General features: G+C 65.2%; 23 protein-coding genes. 22 read left to right on the top strand and 1 reads right to left on the bottom strand.

Features of this window, described 5'->3' with window-relative positions:
• The first annotated feature begins 5 nt into the window (after positions 1-5).
• The 8 genes from HWE04_RS04650 to HWE04_RS04615 all read left to right on the top strand — a co-directional run bounded on the left by HWE04_RS04650 (position 6) and on the right by HWE04_RS04615 (position 6,428).
• Complete coding sequence (locus tag HWE04_RS04650; protein ID WP_241811664.1) at positions 6-578, top strand: RNA polymerase sigma factor; 573 nt, start codon at positions 6-8, stop codon at positions 576-578.
• Positions 575-1,459 carry an anti-sigma factor family protein gene (locus HWE04_RS04645; protein WP_241811663.1) on the top strand — a complete coding sequence of 295 codons (885 nt, stop codon included), beginning with the start codon at positions 575-577 and terminating at the stop codon, positions 1,457-1,459. The genes HWE04_RS04650 and HWE04_RS04645 overlap by 4 nt, the downstream gene beginning before the upstream one ends.
• Positions 1,460-1,653: 194 nt before the next feature.
• Positions 1,654-1,842, top strand: coding sequence for a hypothetical protein (locus HWE04_RS04640; protein WP_006463975.1), 189 nt, complete (start codon positions 1,654-1,656; stop codon positions 1,840-1,842).
• Between the two features lie 223 nt (positions 1,843-2,065).
• Positions 2,066-2,254 carry a YjfB family protein gene (locus tag HWE04_RS04635; protein ID WP_006463972.1) on the top strand — a complete coding sequence of 63 codons (189 nt, stop codon included), beginning with the start codon at positions 2,066-2,068 and terminating at the stop codon, positions 2,252-2,254.
• 268 nt (positions 2,255-2,522) lie between these two features.
• The gene (locus HWE04_RS04630) at positions 2,523-2,825 is read left to right on the top strand and encodes a helix-turn-helix domain-containing protein (RefSeq protein ID WP_077236793.1); all 303 of its coding nucleotides are present in this window, start codon (positions 2,523-2,525) and stop codon (positions 2,823-2,825) included.
• Positions 2,822-4,162: a type II toxin-antitoxin system HipA family toxin gene (locus tag HWE04_RS04625; RefSeq protein ID WP_241811662.1), complete on the top strand. Its 1,341-nt coding sequence runs from the start codon at positions 2,822-2,824 to the stop codon at positions 4,160-4,162. Before HWE04_RS04630 ends, HWE04_RS04625 begins: the two co-directional genes overlap by 4 nt.
• On the top strand, positions 4,159-5,058 hold the full coding sequence (locus HWE04_RS04620; protein ID WP_241811661.1) for a pseudouridine synthase: 900 nt from the start codon (positions 4,159-4,161) through the stop codon (positions 5,056-5,058). Before HWE04_RS04625 ends, HWE04_RS04620 begins: the two co-directional genes overlap by 4 nt.
• 92 nt (positions 5,059-5,150) lie before the next feature.
• Positions 5,151-6,428 carry a M20/M25/M40 family metallo-hydrolase gene (locus tag HWE04_RS04615; RefSeq protein WP_241811660.1) on the top strand — a complete coding sequence of 426 codons (1,278 nt, stop codon included), beginning with the start codon at positions 5,151-5,153 and terminating at the stop codon, positions 6,426-6,428.
• A gap of 88 nt (positions 6,429-6,516) precedes the next feature.
• Here the strand turns inward: HWE04_RS04615 and HWE04_RS04610 are convergent, their stop codons facing one another.
• Entirely contained in the window at positions 6,517-7,185 is a 669-nt protein-coding gene (locus HWE04_RS04610) for a GntR family transcriptional regulator (protein WP_077236797.1), read from the bottom strand.
• 148 nt (positions 7,186-7,333) lie between these two features.
• Here HWE04_RS04610 and dctP point away from each other — a divergent pair, with 148 nt between their 5' ends.
• From dctP to HWE04_RS04540, 14 genes are all read left to right on the top strand, one after another.
• A complete protein-coding gene (gene dctP, locus HWE04_RS04605; RefSeq protein ID WP_182992148.1) occupies positions 7,334-8,356 on the top strand; it encodes a TRAP transporter substrate-binding protein DctP in 1,023 nt (340 codons plus the stop codon).
• On the top strand, positions 8,353-8,931 hold the full coding sequence (locus HWE04_RS04600; protein ID WP_182992147.1) for a TRAP transporter small permease: 579 nt from the start codon (positions 8,353-8,355) through the stop codon (positions 8,929-8,931). Before dctP ends, HWE04_RS04600 begins: the two co-directional genes overlap by 4 nt.
• The gene (locus HWE04_RS04595) at positions 8,928-10,277 is read left to right on the top strand and encodes a TRAP transporter large permease (RefSeq protein ID WP_241811659.1); all 1,350 of its coding nucleotides are present in this window, start codon (positions 8,928-8,930) and stop codon (positions 10,275-10,277) included. The genes HWE04_RS04600 and HWE04_RS04595 overlap by 4 nt, the downstream gene beginning before the upstream one ends.
• Positions 10,278-11,945 (top strand): malonate decarboxylase subunit alpha, encoded by a 1,668-nt coding sequence (mdcA, locus tag HWE04_RS04590; RefSeq protein ID WP_006463963.1) that lies wholly within the window; start codon positions 10,278-10,280, stop codon positions 11,943-11,945. It begins immediately after the preceding gene.
• A gap of 38 nt (positions 11,946-11,983) precedes the next feature.
• Complete coding sequence (gene mdcC / locus HWE04_RS04585) at positions 11,984-12,298, top strand: malonate decarboxylase acyl carrier protein (RefSeq protein ID WP_006463962.1); 315 nt, start codon at positions 11,984-11,986, stop codon at positions 12,296-12,298.
• Entirely contained in the window at positions 12,295-13,200 is a 906-nt protein-coding gene (locus tag HWE04_RS04580) for a biotin-independent malonate decarboxylase subunit beta (protein WP_241811658.1), read from the top strand. Before mdcC ends, HWE04_RS04580 begins: the two co-directional genes overlap by 4 nt.
• A gap of 9 nt (positions 13,201-13,209) precedes the next feature.
• Positions 13,210-13,950: a biotin-independent malonate decarboxylase subunit gamma gene (mdcE, locus tag HWE04_RS04575; RefSeq protein WP_077236803.1), complete on the top strand. Its 741-nt coding sequence runs from the start codon at positions 13,210-13,212 to the stop codon at positions 13,948-13,950.
• A 29-nt stretch (positions 13,951-13,979) separates the two neighbouring features.
• Positions 13,980-14,666, top strand: a complete 687-nt coding sequence (gene mdcG, locus HWE04_RS04570; protein WP_241811657.1) for a malonate decarboxylase holo-[acyl-carrier-protein] synthase — start codon at positions 13,980-13,982, stop codon at positions 14,664-14,666.
• Complete coding sequence (gene mdcB, locus HWE04_RS04565) at positions 14,654-15,592, top strand: triphosphoribosyl-dephospho-CoA synthase MdcB (protein ID WP_241811656.1); 939 nt, start codon at positions 14,654-14,656, stop codon at positions 15,590-15,592. The genes mdcG and mdcB overlap by 13 nt, the downstream gene beginning before the upstream one ends.
• On the top strand, positions 15,589-16,533 hold the full coding sequence (locus HWE04_RS04560) for an ACP S-malonyltransferase (protein ID WP_241811655.1): 945 nt from the start codon (positions 15,589-15,591) through the stop codon (positions 16,531-16,533). The genes mdcB and HWE04_RS04560 overlap by 4 nt, the downstream gene beginning before the upstream one ends.
• 241 nt (positions 16,534-16,774) lie before the next feature.
• Entirely contained in the window at positions 16,775-17,023 is a 249-nt protein-coding gene (locus tag HWE04_RS04555; RefSeq protein WP_006463956.1) for a DUF6139 family protein, read from the top strand.
• Between the two features lie 44 nt (positions 17,024-17,067).
• Entirely contained in the window at positions 17,068-17,310 is a 243-nt protein-coding gene (locus HWE04_RS04550; protein WP_102664687.1) for a hypothetical protein, read from the top strand.
• 205 nt (positions 17,311-17,515) lie between these two features.
• The gene (locus tag HWE04_RS04545; protein ID WP_241811654.1) at positions 17,516-18,448 is read left to right on the top strand and encodes a 2-hydroxyacid dehydrogenase; all 933 of its coding nucleotides are present in this window, start codon (positions 17,516-17,518) and stop codon (positions 18,446-18,448) included.
• A gap of 199 nt (positions 18,449-18,647) precedes the next feature.
• On the top strand, positions 18,648-19,142 hold the full coding sequence (locus HWE04_RS04540; protein ID WP_006463953.1) for an acyl-CoA thioesterase: 495 nt from the start codon (positions 18,648-18,650) through the stop codon (positions 19,140-19,142).
• Positions 19,143-19,219: the final 77 nt, after the last annotated feature.

The raw sequence follows: 19,219 nt of genomic DNA, 5'->3' as shown, positions 1-19,219 counted from the left end.
GCCCCATGTTCGGACGCAAGGCCAGGCTGGAACGGCAACAGCGCGAACGACAGGCCGACGAGCAAGCCATGCTCGCCTGCCTGCCGCGCCTGCGCCGCTACGCCCGGGCCCTGACCGGTGAACGCGAGGGCGCCGACGATCTGGTGCAGGACACGCTGGAACGTGCCTGGCAAAAGCGCGATAGCTGGAAGCGCGGCACCGACATGCGTCCCTGGCTGTTCGCCATCATGCATAACCTGCACGCCGACCAGCGCCGCAAGCCGGTGCTCAATACGGTGGAACTGGAACTGGAGCAGGCGGAAACTATCGCGGCCCCCGCGCCGGCTAGCGACCAGGGGCTGGCGCTGGACCTGGAAGCGGCCCTGCAGGCGCTGCCAGCCGAACAGCGTGAAGTCCTGTTGCTGGTGGTGCTGGAAGAAATGCGTTACGAGGATGTCGCGGTGACCCTGGGCATACCGACCGGTACCGTCATGTCGCGCCTGTCACGCGCCCGCGAGCGCCTGCGCCACGCGATGGACGGAGCGGGTGGCCTGGGTGGTCTGGGTAGCGCCGGTTCGACCCTGAAGGTGGTGAAATGAAGACCCCGGCAATTTCCGAAGAAGAGCTGCATGCCTATGCCGACGGCCAGTTGCCGGCATCGCGTGCCGGTGAAATCGCCGCCTGGCTGGAGCAGGACCCCGCGCACGCCGTGGAGTTGCAGCAGGTGCGCGCCTGGCGCGCCCAGAATCGCGCCTTGCATGCGCACTACGACCCGGTGCTGGAAGAAGCACTCCCCCCCCGCCTGGCTGCTGCGGTGCTGGCAGGCGGCGAAGAATATCGCCGCCGTGATCAGGGCGCAGCCGCCAATGCCGCTAATGCCGCCAATAGCGCGCTCTGGTGGCGCTACGCCGCCATGCTGCTATTGACCCTGGCCGGTGGCCTGGGCGGCTGGTACCTGCGTGACCTGAGCGCCGGCGGCAATGCGCGCACTCTTGTGGCCTCCGCCCCGGTGATGCTGGCACGCCAGGCTGCAGTGGCCCATACCGTCTTCAGCGCCGACCTGCGGCGCCCGGTGGAAGTTGGCGCCGACCAGGAGCAGGCCCTGGTGACCTGGCTGTCGCGCCGGCTGGGCGCCAATGTGCGCGCCCCCAAGCTGGCCCCGCTGGGCTATGACCTGATCGGCGGTCGCCTGCTGCCCGGCCAAAGCGGACCGGTGGCACAGTTCATGTACCAGGATGCGGCCGGTCAGCGGCTCACCCTGTATGTCTCGCGCGACCAGGTGCAGAACCACGAGACGGGCTTCCGTTTCGCCCAGGAAGGCCGCGTCAACGTCTTCTACTGGATCGACGGCCAGTTCGGCTACGCCCTCTCCGGCAGTCTCGCCCGCCCGGAACTCTCGCGCATCGCCAGTTCGGTTTACGAACAACTTGCGCCCGTAGTGGCCACTCCCGCCCCGGCGGCCCCGGCTGCGCCCAACTGAATGACTCCGCTACCCGGTTTACAAGTGCAAAAGCGGGTAAGGAAGGGGTAATCACCGTCAAGGGACGCTGCCCGGCTGCCGCTAACACATTCACCCATGACGTAAAGCCTGTACCGCCGTGCAGGGGGGAATCTGGAAACACGGACGGGCAGGCCGCGTCATGGCCCCGTTGCAGTTCACACAAGGAGTTTCATATGGAGCTAGCAACGCTCGCCAGCGGCGCAGCAACGGCCTGGCTGGCCGACAAGGCGGCGCAGTCCGTCGGCATTGATCTGGGCAAGGTCGCCAAGACGGCGGTGGATGATGTGATCGGTGCAGCCACGACCGTGGCGCGCTTACCGGCCAATATCAATATCGGCCGCATCATCAACACCATCGTCTAGGCAGACAGGGCGCGCAGGATGGCGCTCAGTGAATGGCAGCACTTGATCGCACCCTTCGGGGTGCGATTTTTTTTGCAGCGAGGATGCGTTTCACATCGGCATAGCAGGGATGACAACATCTCGAAAAATTTCTTGATTGACGTAAAGAAACGGGATTCAATGCCGTAATTGAAGCACCGGGCCGGGCATCTTCTGGTTCGGTTTCCCCCAAAAGGAGAGATCCATGGATATCAACCAAATCGCATCGGTCGCCACCAGCCTGGCCTCGGCGCAGACTTCGGACTCAGTCAACATGCTGGTCCTGAAGAAGGCGCTGGATAGCCAGGCCGCTGCGGCTGTCGGTATGCTTCAGGCATTGCCGCAGTTGCCGGCCAATCCCAATATTGGCCGCAACGTCAATACGACCGCCTGAGTGCTTGCACAGACTTTTAAAATCGCAGTCTCCGGACTGCGATTTTTTTTTGCCTGCTTGCCGGATGCTTCACCTGAGGTAGCGCTGCGCTGCGCCTTCCAAGCTGCAAGCCCGTTCGGAGTGGTCAGCCCGGAAGGGAACTTCATATCATCAAAAAATAACAATAAATTAGGTAATTACTAAAAAGTCCAATTAAATAGACTTGCCAATCACGGCATGACCAATATAATGGACTTCACGAGGAAAGCCCATTTTATTGGATCAAAAGATGACCAACCTGCAAGACATCGGCCAGCGCATCCGCACCGCCCGCAAGGAGCAGGGGCTGACGGCCATTGAACTGGCGGCGCGTACCGGCATGCATCGCAACACCTTGCTGGCGCTGGAAACCGGGCGCGGCAACATCGAGCTGGTCAAGTTGCTGGCCCTGTGCGACGAACTGGATCTGGACCTGTTGCTCCTGCCCCGTCAGGCGGCCAGCCAGCGGGCGGCCGAGAGCCAGGGGGCAGGCAGCCAGACCGAACTGGGCCAGCGCCTGCAGGCGCTCATGGGCAGGGGAGGCGAGGCATGAGCATGTTGCGTTCGCTGCGCATCCGCCTGGGCCAGACTGAGGTGGGCTCGCTGTTCGCGCTGGATGACGGTCGCTGCTATTTCCGCTTTGACGATGCCTACGCCCTGCTGGGACCGCGGCGGCCGGTACTCTCCCAGCTCTACCTGGCCTCCACCGAGGAACGTACCCTGGCTCAGTTGCTCGACCCCACCCTGGCCGTGAATCGGGGTGACGGGCGCGGCGGATTGCCGCCGTTCTTCCAGAACCTCTTGCCCGAAGGCCAGTTGCGCAAGCACCTGATCCAGCGCGCCGGTCTGGCGCCGGACGACGAATTCGGCCTGCTGGCCTATTGCGGCCGGGACTTGCCCGGCGACGTCTCGGCCTTGGCCGAAGAACTGGACGAGCGGGGAATGGGCAGGCTCTTGGGGCAGGGGCATGACAGCTACGAAATGAGCTCCGGCCAGTTGCCGGTACCGGGCGGGGAATCGCTCTCCGGCGTGCAGCCCAAGCTGGCCCTGGTGAAGGAGGCGGGCGGGCGCTATGTGATGCGCTCCAAAGACAGCCACGGCAGCCATTTCATCGCCAAGCTCCCGGCCACCGACTATCCCAACATGCCGCAGGTGGAATTCTCGTCCCTGACGCTGGCCGCCGCTGCGGGCGTGAATACGTGCAGTTTCAGCCTGGAGCCCCTGTCGGCCATCGCCGATCACCTGCCCTTCGGGCTGCGCAACGATGCCAGCCGTTTCCTGCTGGTACAGCGCTTCGACCGCGATGCGCCCACTCCCACCGGGCGCCTGCACATGGAGGATTTCGCCCAGATCACCGGCACCGCACCGGGTGCCAAGTACGTCGGGACCTATGCCGCACTCGGCGTGGTGCTGGCCGAGCGCAGCACGCGCGGGGTCGAGGATGTCTACGAGTTGCTGCGACGGATCAAGGTCAACGAACTGCTGGGCAACTTCGACGCCCACCTGAAGAACTTCAGCCTGCTCTACCACACGCCCCAGGCAGCCTCCCTGTCGCCGGCCTATGACATCGTGGCCTATGCCGCCTATGTCGGCGGCGATGGGCACGCACTGGCCTTCCTGCCGGGGCAGAAGGGCAAGCAATTGCTCACCCCCGCCATCCTGCGCCAGCTGGCCAACCTGTGGCGCCTGCCGGAAGCCAGGTTGCAGGCGGTGCTGGTGGAGACGGTGGACCGCGCCATGACGCACTGGCCAGCCCTGATCGACAGCCTGCCCTTGACCGAGGCCCAGCGCGCCAGGTTGCTGGCCCATCTGGAGGCCAATGCCAGCGTCGTCGCCTGGCGCCGGCGCGCCGCCCGCAAGAAGAGCGCGTCCGGCGGGGAGGGCGCATGAGGCCTACCCCGACCCTGCCCATGCGCAACGGCCTCTCGCCCAGCTACCTGTGGCTGCAGCCGGGGCCGTGGCGCGACATGCTGTCCTTCCTGGCCGAACGCTTTCCGGCCGTGCCGGCCGCGCTCTGGCGCGAGCGCCTGTTACGCGGCGAGGTGCGCAACCAGCACGGCGAAGCGCTGCGTCCGGAGTCAGCCTATCGCAGCGGCGACTGCATTTTCTACTACCGTGAACTGCCGCAGGGCGAGCCGCGTATCCCGGTCGAGGAAAAGATCCTGCACCTCGACGAGCACCTGCTGGTGGCCGACAAGCCGCATTTCCTGCCGGTGATTCCGACCGGGCGCTTCGTGCAGGAGACGCTGCTGGTGCGGCTCAAGCAAGCCACCGGTCTGCAGGACCTGGTCCCCATCCACCGGCTGGACCGCGAGACCGCAGGCGTGATCGTCTTTTCGCACCAGCCGGCCAGCCGCGGCAAGTACCAGTCGATGTTCCAGCAACGCGCCATGTTCAAGGTCTACGAAGCCATTGCCCCCTTGCGGGCCGACCTGGAGCTGCCGCGTGTGCATCGCAGCCGGGTGGAGGAAATCCCGGAGCAGTTCTTCAAGATGCATGAAGCCGAGGGCCCGCCCAATTCGGAAACCCATATTTCCCTGATCGGGCAGCGCGGGGAGCTGGGCCTGTACCGACTGGAACCGGTCACCGGCCGGCGCCATCAGTTGCGGGTGCACATGGCCTCGCTGGGCATCCCCATCGTCAATGACCTGTTCTACCCGGACGCGGTGCCGGTGGGCGTGGCCGATGATCTGGATCGCCCCCTGAAGCTGCTGGCCCGCTCCCTTTTCTTCATCGATCCACTCGATGGCAGTGAACGCCACTTCACCAGCGAACGCAGTCTGTGAATCGGCGTCACCCACAACCAGCCACACCCACAACCAGCCTCACCAACAGGGATGATCACAATCCCGCCCATCCACCCAAGGAGAACCCCCGCATGAAAGCTTTCACCCAACTGCGTTGCACGGCCCTGGTCGCCGCCCTCTGCCTGCCCGTGCTGGTACAGGCCGCTCCCGTGGAGCCGGTCTACGGCATGGCCCGCCAGGAACAGGCCGGCCTGCTGGACACCCTGCGCGAACTGGTGAGTATCGAATCCGGCAGCAAGGACCTGGAAGGCCTGGCGCAACTGGCCGGCCTGATCAAGCAGAAGCTGGAGGCGCTGGGCGGCAAGGTGCAGTTGCTGGACGCGCCCGAAGTCTACCGCATGGACGATACGCCCGAGAAGCTGGGCCAGATCGTCCATGCCGAATTCAAGGGCAACGGCAAGCGCAAGATCATGCTGATCGCCCACATGGATACGGTCTATCTGCGCGGCATGCTCAAGGACCAGCCCTTCCGCGTCGATGGCAACAAGGCCTACGGGCTGGGCATTGCCGACGACAAGCAGGGCATCGCGACCATCCTGCATACGGTGGCCATCCTGCAGAAGGCGGGTTTCAAGGACTACGACACCCTGACCGTGCTGATCAACGGTGACGAGGAAATCAGTTCGCCCGGTGGACGCTCCCTGCATACCCGGCTGGGTGCGGAGCAGGACGTGGTGTTGTCGTATGAGGGCGGCGGTGCCGACGGCCAGTTGCGCCTGGCTACCAGCGGTATTGGCGCGGCCTACCTGGAGGTGAAGGGCAAGTCCTCGCACGCCGGTGCAGCGCCTGAGAAGGGTGTCAACGCCTTATATGAACTTTCGCACCAGTTGCTGCAGTTGAATCAGCTTTCCCAGCCCGAGCGTGGCCTGAAACTGAACTGGACCGTCGCCCAGGCCGGTAGCAACCGCAACGTGATCCCGGCCCAGGCCAGCGCCCAGGCCGATGCGCGGGCGCTGAAGGTGAGCGACTTCGAGCAGTTGCAGCAGGCCCTGGCCGAAGGGGTGAAAAAGCAGTTGATTCCGGAAGCCAAGGTGAGCGTCAAGTTCGAACTGCGTCGCCCGCCGCTGGAAGCCACGCCGGCGTCGCGTCAGCTGGCCAATTACGCCCGCACCATCTACCAGGAAATCGGCATGCCGCTGAAGGTGGCGGAGGTGGCCACCGGTGGCGGCACCGACGCGGCATTCGCGGCCTTGAAGAGCAAGGGTGCGGTGATCGAGGGCATGGGATTGAGCGGCTTTGGCGCCCACTCCAATGATGCCGAATACGTGCTGCTCGATACCATCGTGCCGCGCCTGTACCTGTCCTCCCGACTCATCATGGATATTGCACAGGACAAGGTGAAGAAGTGAAGTAAAGCGCCAGCCAGGCTGGAGGCAACATCAGCAAAAAACGGCGCCCACGGGCGCCGTTTGTCATCTCAGGAAAGCAGGAAAGCAGTCAGGCCGCCGACTTCAGCTGGTGCAGCGACGCCACCAGATCGGCAAAGCGTTGTCCCTGGATCATGATGTGGTGGCGCAGGACCTCCACCGTCTTCTCGGCATCGCCGGCGATGATGGCATCGACCGCGGCCTGGTGTTCATCGAAGGACATCTTCAGGCGGTCCCGCACCCGCAGCTGCAGGCGCCGATAGGGCCGCAGGCGGCGGTGCAGGGCGCGCGCCTGGTCGGCCAGGAAGCCGTTGTGGCTGCCGGCGTAGATGTGGTCGTGGAAGGCCTCGTTGAGGTAGAAGTAGGCATCCGGATCGCTGGCGTCGCGAGCCGCCTGGCAGGCCTGGTGCGCCGCCAGCAGTTCGACATGTTCGGCCGGCGTCATCCGGCGCGCCGCCAGGCGGCCGCACATGGCCTCGAATTCGGCCATCACCTCGAACATCTCGATCAATTGCTGCGGGCCGATCTCGGCCACGATGGCGCCCCGGCGCGGACGCATCTCGACGATGCCCATCGAGGCCAGCTGGATCAGCGCCTCGCGGATGGGCGTGCGCGAGACCCCGAATTCCTCGGCCAGCGAGGTTTCATCGAGATGCTGGCCGGGCGCCAGCTTGCCCACGGCAATCATCTCTTCTATCGATTCGCGCAGGGTTTCGGAGCGGGTCTTGGGGGTGTCCATGATCAAGTTGCCTTTAAAGCAAGCATTGTAAAGGGAATGCGATCCACAGGATTAATGCTTGACAATGTATGCGTTTGAAACGAAATTGTATACACGATGAGAGCATAAAAACACACGTAGTTCCATCAATCCTGGAGGAGACACCCGCATGAGCGCATTCACCCGCCGCCAATTCCTTGGCGCACTCGCCGCCGCACCACTTGCCAGCACCATCCCGTCCGCCTGGGCACAATCGGCCAGCCTGAAGATTTCACACCAGTTTCCCGGTGGCACCATCACCGAGGGCGATTTCCGCGATCGTCTGGTGCGCATGTTTGCCCAGCAGGTCAGCGAGCGCACCAAGGGCGCGCTGAAGTTCGAAATCTATCCCGGTTCGTCGCTGATGAAGACCAACGCGCAGTTCTCGGCCATGCGCAAGGGCGCGCTGGACATGTCGCTGGTGCCGCTGAACTATGCCGGTGGCGAAGTCCCGGAAACCAATATCGGCCTGATGCCCGGCCTGGTGACCTCCTATCAGCAGGGGGCCTCCTGGAAGAATGCCGAAGTCGGCAAGGAGCTGGCCCGGGTGCTGGGCGAGAAGGGCGTGGTCATCGTCAGCTGGATCTGGCAGGCCGGGGGCGTGGCCTCGCGCGGCAAGCCCATCGTCGATCCGGCCGATGCCAAGGGCATGAAGGTGCGCGGCGGCTCCCGCGAGATGGACCTGATCCTGAAGGAAGCCGGTGCGGCCGTGGTCACGCTGCCTTCCAACGAAATCTATGCCGCCATGCAGACCGGGGCCATGGATGCGGCGATGACCTCGTCGACGTCCTTCATGTCGTTCCGCCTGGAAGAGGTCGCCAAGGCCCTCACCACCGGCCGTGACAAGGCCTACTGGTACATGTTCGAACCGCTGATGATGTCCAAGGCCGTCTTCGACAAGCTGCCCAAGGACCAGCAGGCGGTCATCATGACCGTGGGCGCCGAGATGGAACAGTTCGCCACCAAGGCCGCCCAGGCCGACGATATCGCCGTGGCCCAGGTGTACCAGAAGGCGGGGGCCAAGGTGGTCGATCTGAATGCCGAGGTCGTCAAGAAGTGGCAGGACATCGCCCGCAATACCGCCTGGAAGGACTTCGCCGGCCGTAATGCCAGCTGCGCCAAGCTGCTGGCCCTGGCGGAGAAGACCGTATGAGCCACGGTTTCGAGATGCCCGGTGCGGCTGCCGCGCGCCCGGCCGTCCCCGCCAGCGCCCCGGTGGCCTGGCTGGCGGCCTTCCTGCAGGGCTACCACCGGGTGGCCGTGTTCCTGGGCATGATTGCGCTGCTGGTGACGTCGTGCATCCTCACCTATTCGGTGGTGGTGCGCTATTTCTTCCACCAGCCCACCGACTGGCAGGACGAGGCATCGGTGTTCATGCTGGTGGGGGTGATCTTCCTGTGCTCGGCCTATGTGCAGTCGCTGCGCGGGCATATCGGTATCGAGGCCCTGGCCGGCATGCTCTCGCCGCTGGCCAACAAGGTGCGCATGTTCATCGTCGACCTGGTGTCGCTGGCCTTCTGCGCCTTCTTCACCTGGAAGTCGTGGGCGCTGTTCCATGAAGCCTGGGTGGAAGGGCAGACCACCTCGTCCACCTTCGCTCCGCCGCTGTGGATTCCGTATTCGCTCATGGCACTGGGCATGAGCATGCTGACCCTGCAACTGCTGGTGCAGGTGCTGGTGCGCATTACCGGTACCGTTCCCGCCCCGCAGGCCGGAGGTGCGCAATGAGTCCGCTGACCCTGGGTGTGCTCTATGGCGTGGTCACCATCCTGGTGATGTGCTCGGGCATGCCGATCGCTTTCGCGCTGGGTGTGGTGGCGACCGGTTTCATGTATTTCTTCATGCCCGAATCCTCGCTCGACACCATCACGCAGAACGTCTATGAGGAAATCGCTTCCATCACGCTGCTGTCCATTCCGCTGTTCATCCTGAAGGGGGCGGCCATCGGCAAATCCCCGGCGGGCAAGGACCTGTATTCGGCCATCCATGCGTGGTTGAACAAGGTGCCGGGCGGCCTGGGCATCGCCAACGTCTTCGCCTGCGCGCTGTTTGCGGCCATGGCCGGTTCCTCGCCGGCGACCTGCTCGGCGATCGGCTCGGCCGGTATCCCGGAGATGCGTCGCCGTGGTTATTCGCCCGGGTTTGCGGCCGGCATCATTGCTGCCGGCGGTACGCTGGGCATCCTGCTGCCGCCCTCGATCACCATGATCCTGTACGCAGTGGCGGCCGAGCAGTCGCTGGGACGGCTGTTCCTGGCCGGTATCGGCCCGGGCGTGCTGCTGGTGTTCCTGTTTGCCGGTTATGCCGTCTATCGGGCGCGCAAGGAGTACAAGCTGGCCCATGCGGTCTACAGCGCCGGTGGTGCCAAGTCGGCCTACCTGGATGACGAGCATTTCACGCTGGCGCAGAAGGTGGAGATGCTGCCTCGCGTGCTGCCTTTCCTGATCCTGCTGATCGGTGTGATGGTGGCGCTCTATGGCGGCCTGGCCACGCCTTCCGAAACCGCGGGCCTGGGTGCGCTGCTGGCGCTGGTGCTGATCGCCATCGTCTATCGCATCTACAAGCCGCGCGAGATTGCACCCTTCCTCAGTTCCACCATCAAGGAATCGGGCATGCTGTTGTTGATCATCGGCATGTCGCTGCTGTATTCCTACGTGATGAGCTACCTGCACATCAGCCAGTCGGCGGCGCAGTGGGTCGTGGACCTGCACCTGTCCAAGTGGTTGTTGCTGGCGGTGATCCTGGGGATGGTGATCGTGCTGGGCTTCTTCCTGCCGCCGGTGTCGATCATCCTGATGACCGCCCCCATCATCCTGCCGCCGCTGAAGGCCGCCGGCTTCGACCTGATCTGGTTCGGCATCGTCATGACCGTGGTCATGGAGATGGGCCTGATCCACCCGCCGGTGGGGCTGAACCTGTTCGTGATCAAGAACATCGCACCCGACATCGCCTTGGGCGATGTGATCAAGGGTACGATTCCTTTCCTGGCGCTGATGTTCCTTGCGGTCCTGCTCTTGTGCATGTTCCCGGGCATCGCGACCTTATTGCCTGATCTGTTGATGGGAGCCAAGTAAATGAGTAGTAGCGAACGCGTGTGGAATGCGCGCCAGAAGAACCGTGAACAGCGGCTGGCACGCGCCACCGCCGCATTGGGAAGCCAGTTGCAGGGCAAGATCGCCCCTGCGGAAAAACTGGCCGACCTGCTGTATGCGGTGCTGGAAAACGGTGACCGAGTCTGTGTCGAGGGCAACAACCAGAAACAGGCGGATTTCCTCGCCAAGGGTCTGGCCGCACTCGACCCGGCACGGGTGAACGGCTTGCACATGCTGTTCTCGGTGCTGGCCTTGCCGGAACACCTGGACGTGTTCGAACGGGGCATCGCCGACCGCCTGGACTTTTCCTTCTCCGGCCCGCAGGCCGGCCGCCTGGCCAAGCTGGCCTCGGCCGGCAAGCTCAACATCGGCGCCATCCATACCTACCTGGAACTGTTCGGCCGCTATTTCACCGACCTCACGCCGCGCGTGGCGCTGGTGGCCGCGCAGGCGGCCGACCGCCACGGCAATCTCTACACCGGCCCCAATACCGAAGACACGCCGGCGATCGCCGAGGCCACGGCCTTTTCCAGCGGCATCGTCATCGCCCAGGTCAACGAGATCGTCGATGTGCTGCCCCGCGTGGATATCCCGGCCGACTGGGTCGGCTTTGCCATCCAGGCGCCTACGCCGCATTACATCGAACCACTGTTCACCCGCGACCCGGCGCAGATTTCCGAGATCCAGGTCCTGATGGCGATGATGGCCATCAAGGGCATCTATGCCGAATACGGGGTGCAGCGCCTGAACCACGGCATCGGTTTCGATACCGCCGCCATCGAACTGATCCTGCCGACCTATGCCGAATCGCTGGGCCTGCGCGGCAAGATCTGCAAGCATTGGGCGCTGAACCCGCACCCGGCGCTGATCCCCGCCATCGAAGCCGGGTTTGTGGAATCGATCCATTCCTTCGGTTCCGAACTGGGGATGGAAGACTACATCCGCGCCCGGCCCGATGTGTTCTTCGTCGGCCCCGACGGCTCCATGCGCAGCAACCGCGCCTTTTCGCAGACGGCCGGGCATTATGGCTGCGACATGTTCATCGGCTCCACCCTGCAGATCGACTTGCAGGGCAATTCCTCCACGGCCACCCTCGGGCGCATCGCCGGCTTCGGCGGCGCACCCAACATGGGTGCCGATGCACGTGGCCGGCGCCACGCCAGCGAGGCCTGGCTCAAGGCCGGCCAGCAGGCCCGTGCCGGGCGCAATACCATCCCGCGTGGCCAGAAACTGGTGGTGCAGACGGTGGAAACCTTCCGCGAACACATGCAGCCGGCCTTCGTCGAAAAACTCGATGCCTGGCAACTGGGCGAGCAGGCCAGGATGCCCATCCCGCCGGTGATGATCTACGGTGACGACGTCACCCACATCCTCACCGAAGAGGGCATCGCCAACCTGCTGCTATGCCGCACCGACGAAGAGCGCGAACAGGCCATCCGTGGCGTGGCCGGCTATACCGCCGTGGGCATGGGACGCGACAAGCGGATGGTGGAAAACCTGCGCGACCGTGGCATCATCCGGCGCGCCGAAGACCTGGGCGTGGACAAGCGCCTGGCCACTCGCGACCTGCTGGCCGCCAAGAACATGAAAGACCTGGTGCGCGCCTCCGGCGGGCTGTACAACCCGCCCAAGCGCTTCCGGAACTGGTAAGCAAAGACAAGTCACTGGCAAGCAATCGGAACAAGACGATGGAAACTCTGAATTTTCGCTTTGAACAAGGACGCCGCCGCCTGAAGGCTGCGCCCGAACTGGTGGGCGTGGTCAGCTCTGGCAACCTGGAAGTGCTGATCGAGAATGTCGATCTCAAGGGTGCCTGCGCCATCGAGATCAAGACCGCCGCCCGCGGATTCGGCGCCATCTGGGAGGCGGTGGTGGGCGACTTCCAGCAGCGCTGGCAACTGGCCGATGCCCGCATCTCCATCAATGACATGGGCGCCACGCCTGCCGTGGTCAGCCTGCGCCTGGACCAGGCGGTGGAAGCCATGGTCGAGGAGGGCGCATGAGCGCGAGCTATCTGGAAGCCACGGCCCGGGAACGCATCCTGGCCTTGCTCGATGCCGGCAGTTTCAATGAACTGTTGCCGCCCGCGCAGCGGGTGGTGAGCCCGCACCTGGGGCAACTCGATGCACCGGTGTCCTTCGACGACGGCGTCATCATCGGCGAAGGCCTGCTGGATGGACGCCCGGTGATGGCCGCCGCGCAGGAAGGCGGCTTCATGGGCGGGGCGGTGGGCGAGGTGCACGGTGCCAAGCTGGTCGGCCTGATCAAGCGCGCCATCCGCAAGCAGGTGGCCGGCGTGGTCCTGTTGCTGGAGACCGGTGGCGTGCGCCTGCACGAAGCCAATGCCGGCCTGATCGCCGTCTCCGAGGTGATGCGCGCCGTGCTGGAAGCCCGCGCCGCCGGCATCCCCGTGATCGTGCTGGTGGGTGGCGCCAATGGCTGCTTCGGTGGCATGGGCATCGTCGCCCGCTGCGCCAACACGGTCATCATGTCCGAAGAGGGAAGGCTGGCCATGTCCGGGCCGGAAGTGATCGAAACCGCCAATGGCGTGGAGGAATTCGATTCGCGCGATCGCGCCCTGGTCTGGCGCACCACCGGCGGCAAGCATCGCTACCTGATCGGCGATTGTCAGCAACTGGTGAGCGATGACACCGAGGCCTTTCGCCAGGCCGCCATGGATGCCCTGACTGCGCTGGCCCAGTCCGGCGCGCCCGAGCTGACATTGGCCGCGCTGGAAGCCGAACAGGAAATGCTGCGTCGTCGCATCGCCACCTTCGGCCATGCCGAGGACCCGATAGATATCTGGGCCGAGCTGGGCGTGGAACGCCCTGAGACAGTGCCGATGCTGGAAGCGGCCGCCTTCGCCGCCATGGCCCAGGGCCTGCGCATTCCCTTCAAAGCCTGAGAGAAAGCCATGAGTCAAACACCCACTCCGAGCCAGGTCGACTGGCGCACGCTGGCACAGACCCTGTTCCCGCAGGGCCAGCAGATCAGCGAGAAGGACCACTTCCTCTCCGGCACCGCCCAGGTCGACGGTCGCACCGTCACCGTGGTCGGCACCACCGCTCACACGCCCATCGGCATCGAGATCGCACTGGCCCAGGCCAGCGTCATCCTGCAGACGGTGCGCGAGCATCCCGGTCGGCCCATCGTGATCCTGGTCGATACCCAGGGCCAGCGCCTGCGTCACCGCGACGAAATGCTGGGTATCAACAGCTACATGGCACATCTGGGCAAGTGCGTGGAATTGGCGCGCCGCCAGGGCCACCGCGTGATCGGCCTGGTCTATGACCAGGCCCTGTCGGGCGGCTTCATCACCAGTGGCCTGATTGCCGACGCCTGCTATGCGCTGCCCGATGCCACCATCCGCGTCATGGGCCTGCCGGCCATGGCGCGCATCACCAAGGTCCCGGAAGAGCGCCTGACCGAACTGGCCAGGAGCAACCCGGTGTTTGCCCCCGGACCGGAAAACTATCTGCGCATGGGCGGCGTGGCCGAGATCTGGCACGACGACCTGGCCCAGGCCCTGAGCGCGGCGCTGACGACCGATGACAGCGCCGACAACCGTGCCGCCGTGGGGTTGGAGCGGGGCGGACGCAAGTGGGCGCAGCGCGTCATCCAGGCCGTGGCCAATGATGTGCCGCTGAACGGATGAGTCCGTCGCAACCTCCCGGGCGGCACCATTTGCTCTGGTTGCACGACGCCGCCTGGCAGCGCCTGCAGCAAGACAGCGTGGACGAACGCCAGCGCGCCAGCCTGGCGCACTGGCAGCGTATGCGCTGGCCGGTGGTGGTGCGCCGCACTGATGTCGATGCGCGTGCCGATGAGCTCTGCGTCGGTATCGCGCTGCCGCCGGATGCGCAGGGCAACAAGCCCCGCATCGCGCTGCGCGTGACGCCGCAGGAAGTGGCGGCCAGTCGCGCCCCGTTCCTGTTGCGCGATATCGTGGCCGCGCGCCTGGGCGGCCTGCCCTCGTCCTGGCCGGCGGGGCTGGCCGAATTGCAGCAACACATGGAGCGCGCCGGCATCGCCCTTTCGGTGTTCGGTTCGCTGGCCTGGCAGGCGGTGACGGCTGAGCCCTACCTGCGCGCCAGTTCCGATATCGACCTGCTGTTCTGCCCGCGCAGCCGCAGCCAGCTGGAGGGCGGTGTGCGCCTGCTGGCCTGGCAGGCGATGTTCCTGCCGCTGGATGGCGAGATTGTCTTCCCCGATGGCGCTGCGGTGTCGTGGAAGGAGTGGCGGCAGGTGGCGGTACTGGGCGCGGGAGACCTGGGCCAGGTACTGGTCAAGCGTGCCAACCGCGTCGCGCTGGAGCGGGTCGGCGGCCTGATGGCCGCTCTGCCGCAGGAGGAGCAACCATGCGCCGCCTGATGGCACATCCGGCCACCCTGGATGCGGCCGTCCATCATCTGCAAAAGCGCCGGACCGAACGCGACAACCTGGCCTTCTGCCGCGAGCTGGCACGGCTGGCAGTACGCAGCCTGCATCACGAGCTGGTGCTCTATCCCAAGCCCGGCCTGGTCTCGCGGGTGGACAATGGCAGCCACACCGACATGAATGCGCTGACCTTCCTGCGCAGCCTGTTCTCGTTGCGTCATTACTTTTATCAGATCGCCGTTGCCGGCCTAGAGGCCGCGCCTTTCCACCGCCTGCAGACGCTGGCCGTCAGCGCCGAGCAACGCATGCTGCGTGCCACGGGCGGCATCAACACGCATCGCGGCGCCATTTTCGCGCTGGGCATGCTGTGCGCGGCCACGGCCTGCTGTCGGGCAAGGAGGATGCCGCTGCAGCCGCAAGTCATTCGAGCCACCCTGCTGATCCAGTGGGGCGATGCGCTGGCGCGCCATAGTATCGCCGGCTCGGGCGAGCAGCCTAACTCGCCGTCCAGCCATGGCCAGCAGGTCGCCGTACAGTATGCGGTGGGCGGGGCGCGGGAAGAGGGGGCGCTGGGCTTTCCGGCGGTCTTCGAGGTGGCCTTGCCGCAGTTGCAGGCCACGCTTGCCCAGGGGCGCGACTGGACCTGCGCCAGCATCGATGCCCTGTTCGCCCTGATGGCCCAGCTCAGCGATACCAACGTCTATCACCGTGGCGGTGCGGCCGGCGCGGCGCTGGTGCGTGCGCGCAGCGCCGCTTTCCTGGCCGCCGGCGGGTCGGCCCGGGCGGGATGGCAGCAGCAAGCGCTGGATTGCCACCACGCCTTCGTGGCGCAGCGCCTGTCACCGGGCGGTGCGGCCGATCTGCTGGCGGCGGCCTGTCTGCTGCATCAGGTCGGTCTGCTGGACGGTGAGCGCGGATGAGCATGCGGCTGGCGATTCTCTGTCCGGGGCAGGGCGCGCAGCATGCCGCCATGTTCGATCTGCTGAATGAGGATGCGCAGGCCGCGCTATTCCTGGCCCAATGTGATCTCGCCGGCCTGTTGCAGGCGCCGCTGCAACAGGTACTGGCGGACCCGGCCCAGCTCTACGCCAACCGCAATGCCCAGCCCCTGATCGTCGCCGCCCAGCTGGCGGCCTGGCAAGCCTTGCGCGAACCGCTGGCGGCATTGTCCGGGCCTGCGGCGGTGGTGGCCGGCTACAGCGTGGGCGAGCTATCGGCCCAGGCGATTGCCGGCGTGATCCCGGCCTCGGCCACGGTCGCGCTGGCGACACAGCGGGCCGCGTGCATGACGCAGGCTGCCAGCGCACAACCGGCGCAGGGCCTGATGGCAGTGGGCGGTATTGCGCTGGCTTCGGCGCAGAGCACGCTGGAACGGCATGGCGCGCACGTGGCCATCATTACCGGCGACGATACGCTCATTGCCGGGGGGAGCGACACGGCGCTGCAGACAGCCGCTGTCGAGCTCGCCGCAATGGGAGCACGCAGCTCGGCCCTGCCGGTCGGGCTGGCCTCGCATACGCCGTTGATGCAGACAGCGGTGGCGCCGCTGGCAGCAAGTCTGGCCGCCATGGTCAGGCAGGCCCCTGAATTCACCTTGCTGGCCGGCGTCACCGGGCAGGCTGTCGCCGATGCCCGACAGGCACAGGACCTGCTGCTGCGTCAGCTGACCGAGCCCATCCAGTGGGCGGCCTGCATGGACGCCTGCGTCGAACGTGGCGTCACCGTGGCCCTGGAACTGGGGCCGGGTGCAGCGCTTTCGCGCATGCTGCGCGAGCGTCATCCGCAACTACAGTGCCGCTCCCTGGCTGATTTCCGCAGCCTTGCGGGTGTGCTGGCGTGGTTGCGGCGCCAGCTCGACTGAGCGGGCAGGGCGCGATTTCTTCCTGGCATCGTCACAGGGGCGGTGCTATCTTGAATCAATCACGATGCAGCACCTCTGCAGGGCGGTCCGGCCTGTGGGATCAGGCTGACAGCGCAACACGCTTTGTGGCCATGGTATGCCCATTCATCGAACCAATGTGCTGCCGTCCAGTCGCACCAAGCAGGCGCACCCGGTTCCCACCGTGCAGCGCCCTCGTTCAACCCGACCAGGAGGCCCCCCGATGAAAGTTGATGTCTACAAGCGCCCGGACGGCGAAGGTCTGTTTTCCTACCTCGTCCTGCCGCACGAAAAAGCCCTACCGGAAGAAGTCACCAATACCGATTGGCAGATCCACGAGCAGAACGTGGACTTTGAACGCGACGGCAAGCGGCATTTCACCCTGGAGGCGGAGGACGCCTTCATGCAGATCGGCGAAAAGGGCTATGCCATCACCCATCTGGACCAGCGTGCCGGCGACGGTGCGGCCTGAGGGCCGGACAGAAGCGGACACAAGCGGACAAGAGGAGACACATCATGCCAACCGAACAAGTGGGCGACTATGAAGTCGAGTACGCCGGTGTACGCGTGATCGGCGGTGACGAATGGGTGGCGCAGGTCGCCATCTTCGGCCATTCCATCAACCCCATGCACCGTAATCCGGTGTTTCCGGTCCAGCGCGTGCTGCCTGACCAGACGTTCGCCGACGAGAAGGCGGCCGAGCAGGGCGCGCGCCAGGCGGCGCACGAGATGCTGGAAAAAGAACAGGCGCGGCATTGAGCAGGTCGCACTGAGCAAGACCTCGCGCCGGCCCTGCGCCGCCGCGTCCCCGACAGGCCCGGGCGCCGCATGGCGCGCCGGGCCTGTTTGCGCTGGTGGCATGGAATTCGCATGAAGGCGGTTTGACCTCTGCCGGACTGATTGCGCAATTCGCAATAGAATGGCGGGCACTGCATTTTCCTTCATCCGCATCGCCAGGCCTTTCATGAAACCGCCCTTACTCGTCCTGATCCATCTTTCCGAAGAAAGCACCGCCACCATCGCGGCCCACTATGACATCCTCTACGCGCCGGACCGCCAGCGCCGTGACGAGATGATTGCAGGCCCGGCCCGCAAGGTCGCCGTGGTGCTCACCAATGGCACCACCGGCCTGACCGCCGATGAAATGCGCGCCTTGCCGCACCTGCAACTGGTTTGCGCACTGGGCGCCGGGGTGGAGAACATCGACGCCGCCCACGCCCAGGCCCATGGCATCGAGATTGCCTCCGGTGCCGGTACCAACGAGGATTGCGTGGCCGATCACGCCATGGGGCTGCTGCTGGCCGTCGTGCGCAACATCCCGGTACTGGACCGCTACACCCGCGACGGTGGCTGGCGCGAAACCATCCCGCTGCAGCCGCAACTGGCCGGCAAGCGTGTGGGCATCGTCGGCATGGGCAATATCGGCAAGAAGATCGCCCGCCGCGCCGCTGCCTTCGACGCCGACATCGCCTATTGCAACCGCAAGAAGCGCGATGATGTCGACTACCACTACTTCCCCGATGTCGCCCAACTGGCCGGCTGGGCCGACTGCCTGATCGTGGCCGCCCCCGGCGGCGCCCAGACCCGGCACCTGATCAATGCGCGGGTGCTGGAAGAGCTCGGCCCCCACGGTTACCTGGTCAATATCGGTCGCGGCAGCGTGGTCGATACCGAAGCCCTGGCCGCGGCACTGGCCGCCGGCCGCGTGGCCGGTGCCGGCCTGGACGTCTACGAAGGCGAGCCGAAACCGCCGGCAGCCCTGATCGGCCTGCCCAATGTGGTATTGACGCCGCACGTGGCCGGCTGGTCGCCGGAGGCCATCAGTGCCTCGGTCCGCCAGTTCCTGCGCAATTGCGAGGAGCATTTCGCCGCAGCCGAGCCTGTAGTCCGGGCCTGAGCGGGAGCGGCCCTGACCGTGGACGCGAGTTTTTTTGCCATGGCAGGGCTGGCTGGCCGATAATGTCGGCCGCAGTTGGCTTTCCTCCACGAAAGCCGGCCGCGCCGGTCGCCTGTGCACTCGGGGGAGTGCCCGTGGCGGGACACCGCGCCATCCCATGATCAACCCATCGCCACCACTACAGAGAGAGCCTCGCACCATGGATCTGCCATCTCACCAACTCACCATGACGGTCCTGATGACCCCGGACATGGCCAATTTCGCCGGCAACGTGCACGGGGGAACCATCCTCAAGCTGCTCGACCAGGTTGCCTATGCCTGCGGCAGCCGCTACGCCGGCCAGTATGTGGTGACGCTGTCGGTGGACCAGGTGATGTTCCGCCAGCCCATCCACGTGGGCGAACTGGTGACCTTCCTGGCCAGCGTCAACCACACCGGCAAGTCCTCCATGGAAATCGGCATCAAGGTGGTGGCCGAGAATATCCGCACCCAGGAAACCCGCCACGTCAACAGCTGCTTCTTTACGATGGTGGCGGTGGACGACCAGCGCAAGCCGATCCCGGTGCCGCCGCTGCGCCCGTTCTCGCAGGAAGAAAAGCGCCGCTTCGATGCCGCCGTGATCCGCAAGTCGCTGCGCCAGGAGCTGGCGCGCCGCTATGAGGAAGTCAAGCCGGGCGTCGAGAAGGCCAACTAAGCCAGGTAAGCCAATCAAGCCAGCTTGATGCCGTGCCGGAATGAAAAAAGGGATGAGCCCGGGCTCATCCCTTTTGC

The organism is Herbaspirillum sp. C7C2 (assembly GCF_022627865.1).
Lineage (GTDB): Bacteria > Pseudomonadota > Gammaproteobacteria > Burkholderiales > Burkholderiaceae_D > Herbaspirillum > Herbaspirillum frisingense.
This window is presented reverse-complemented; position numbering and strand designations above follow the sequence as displayed.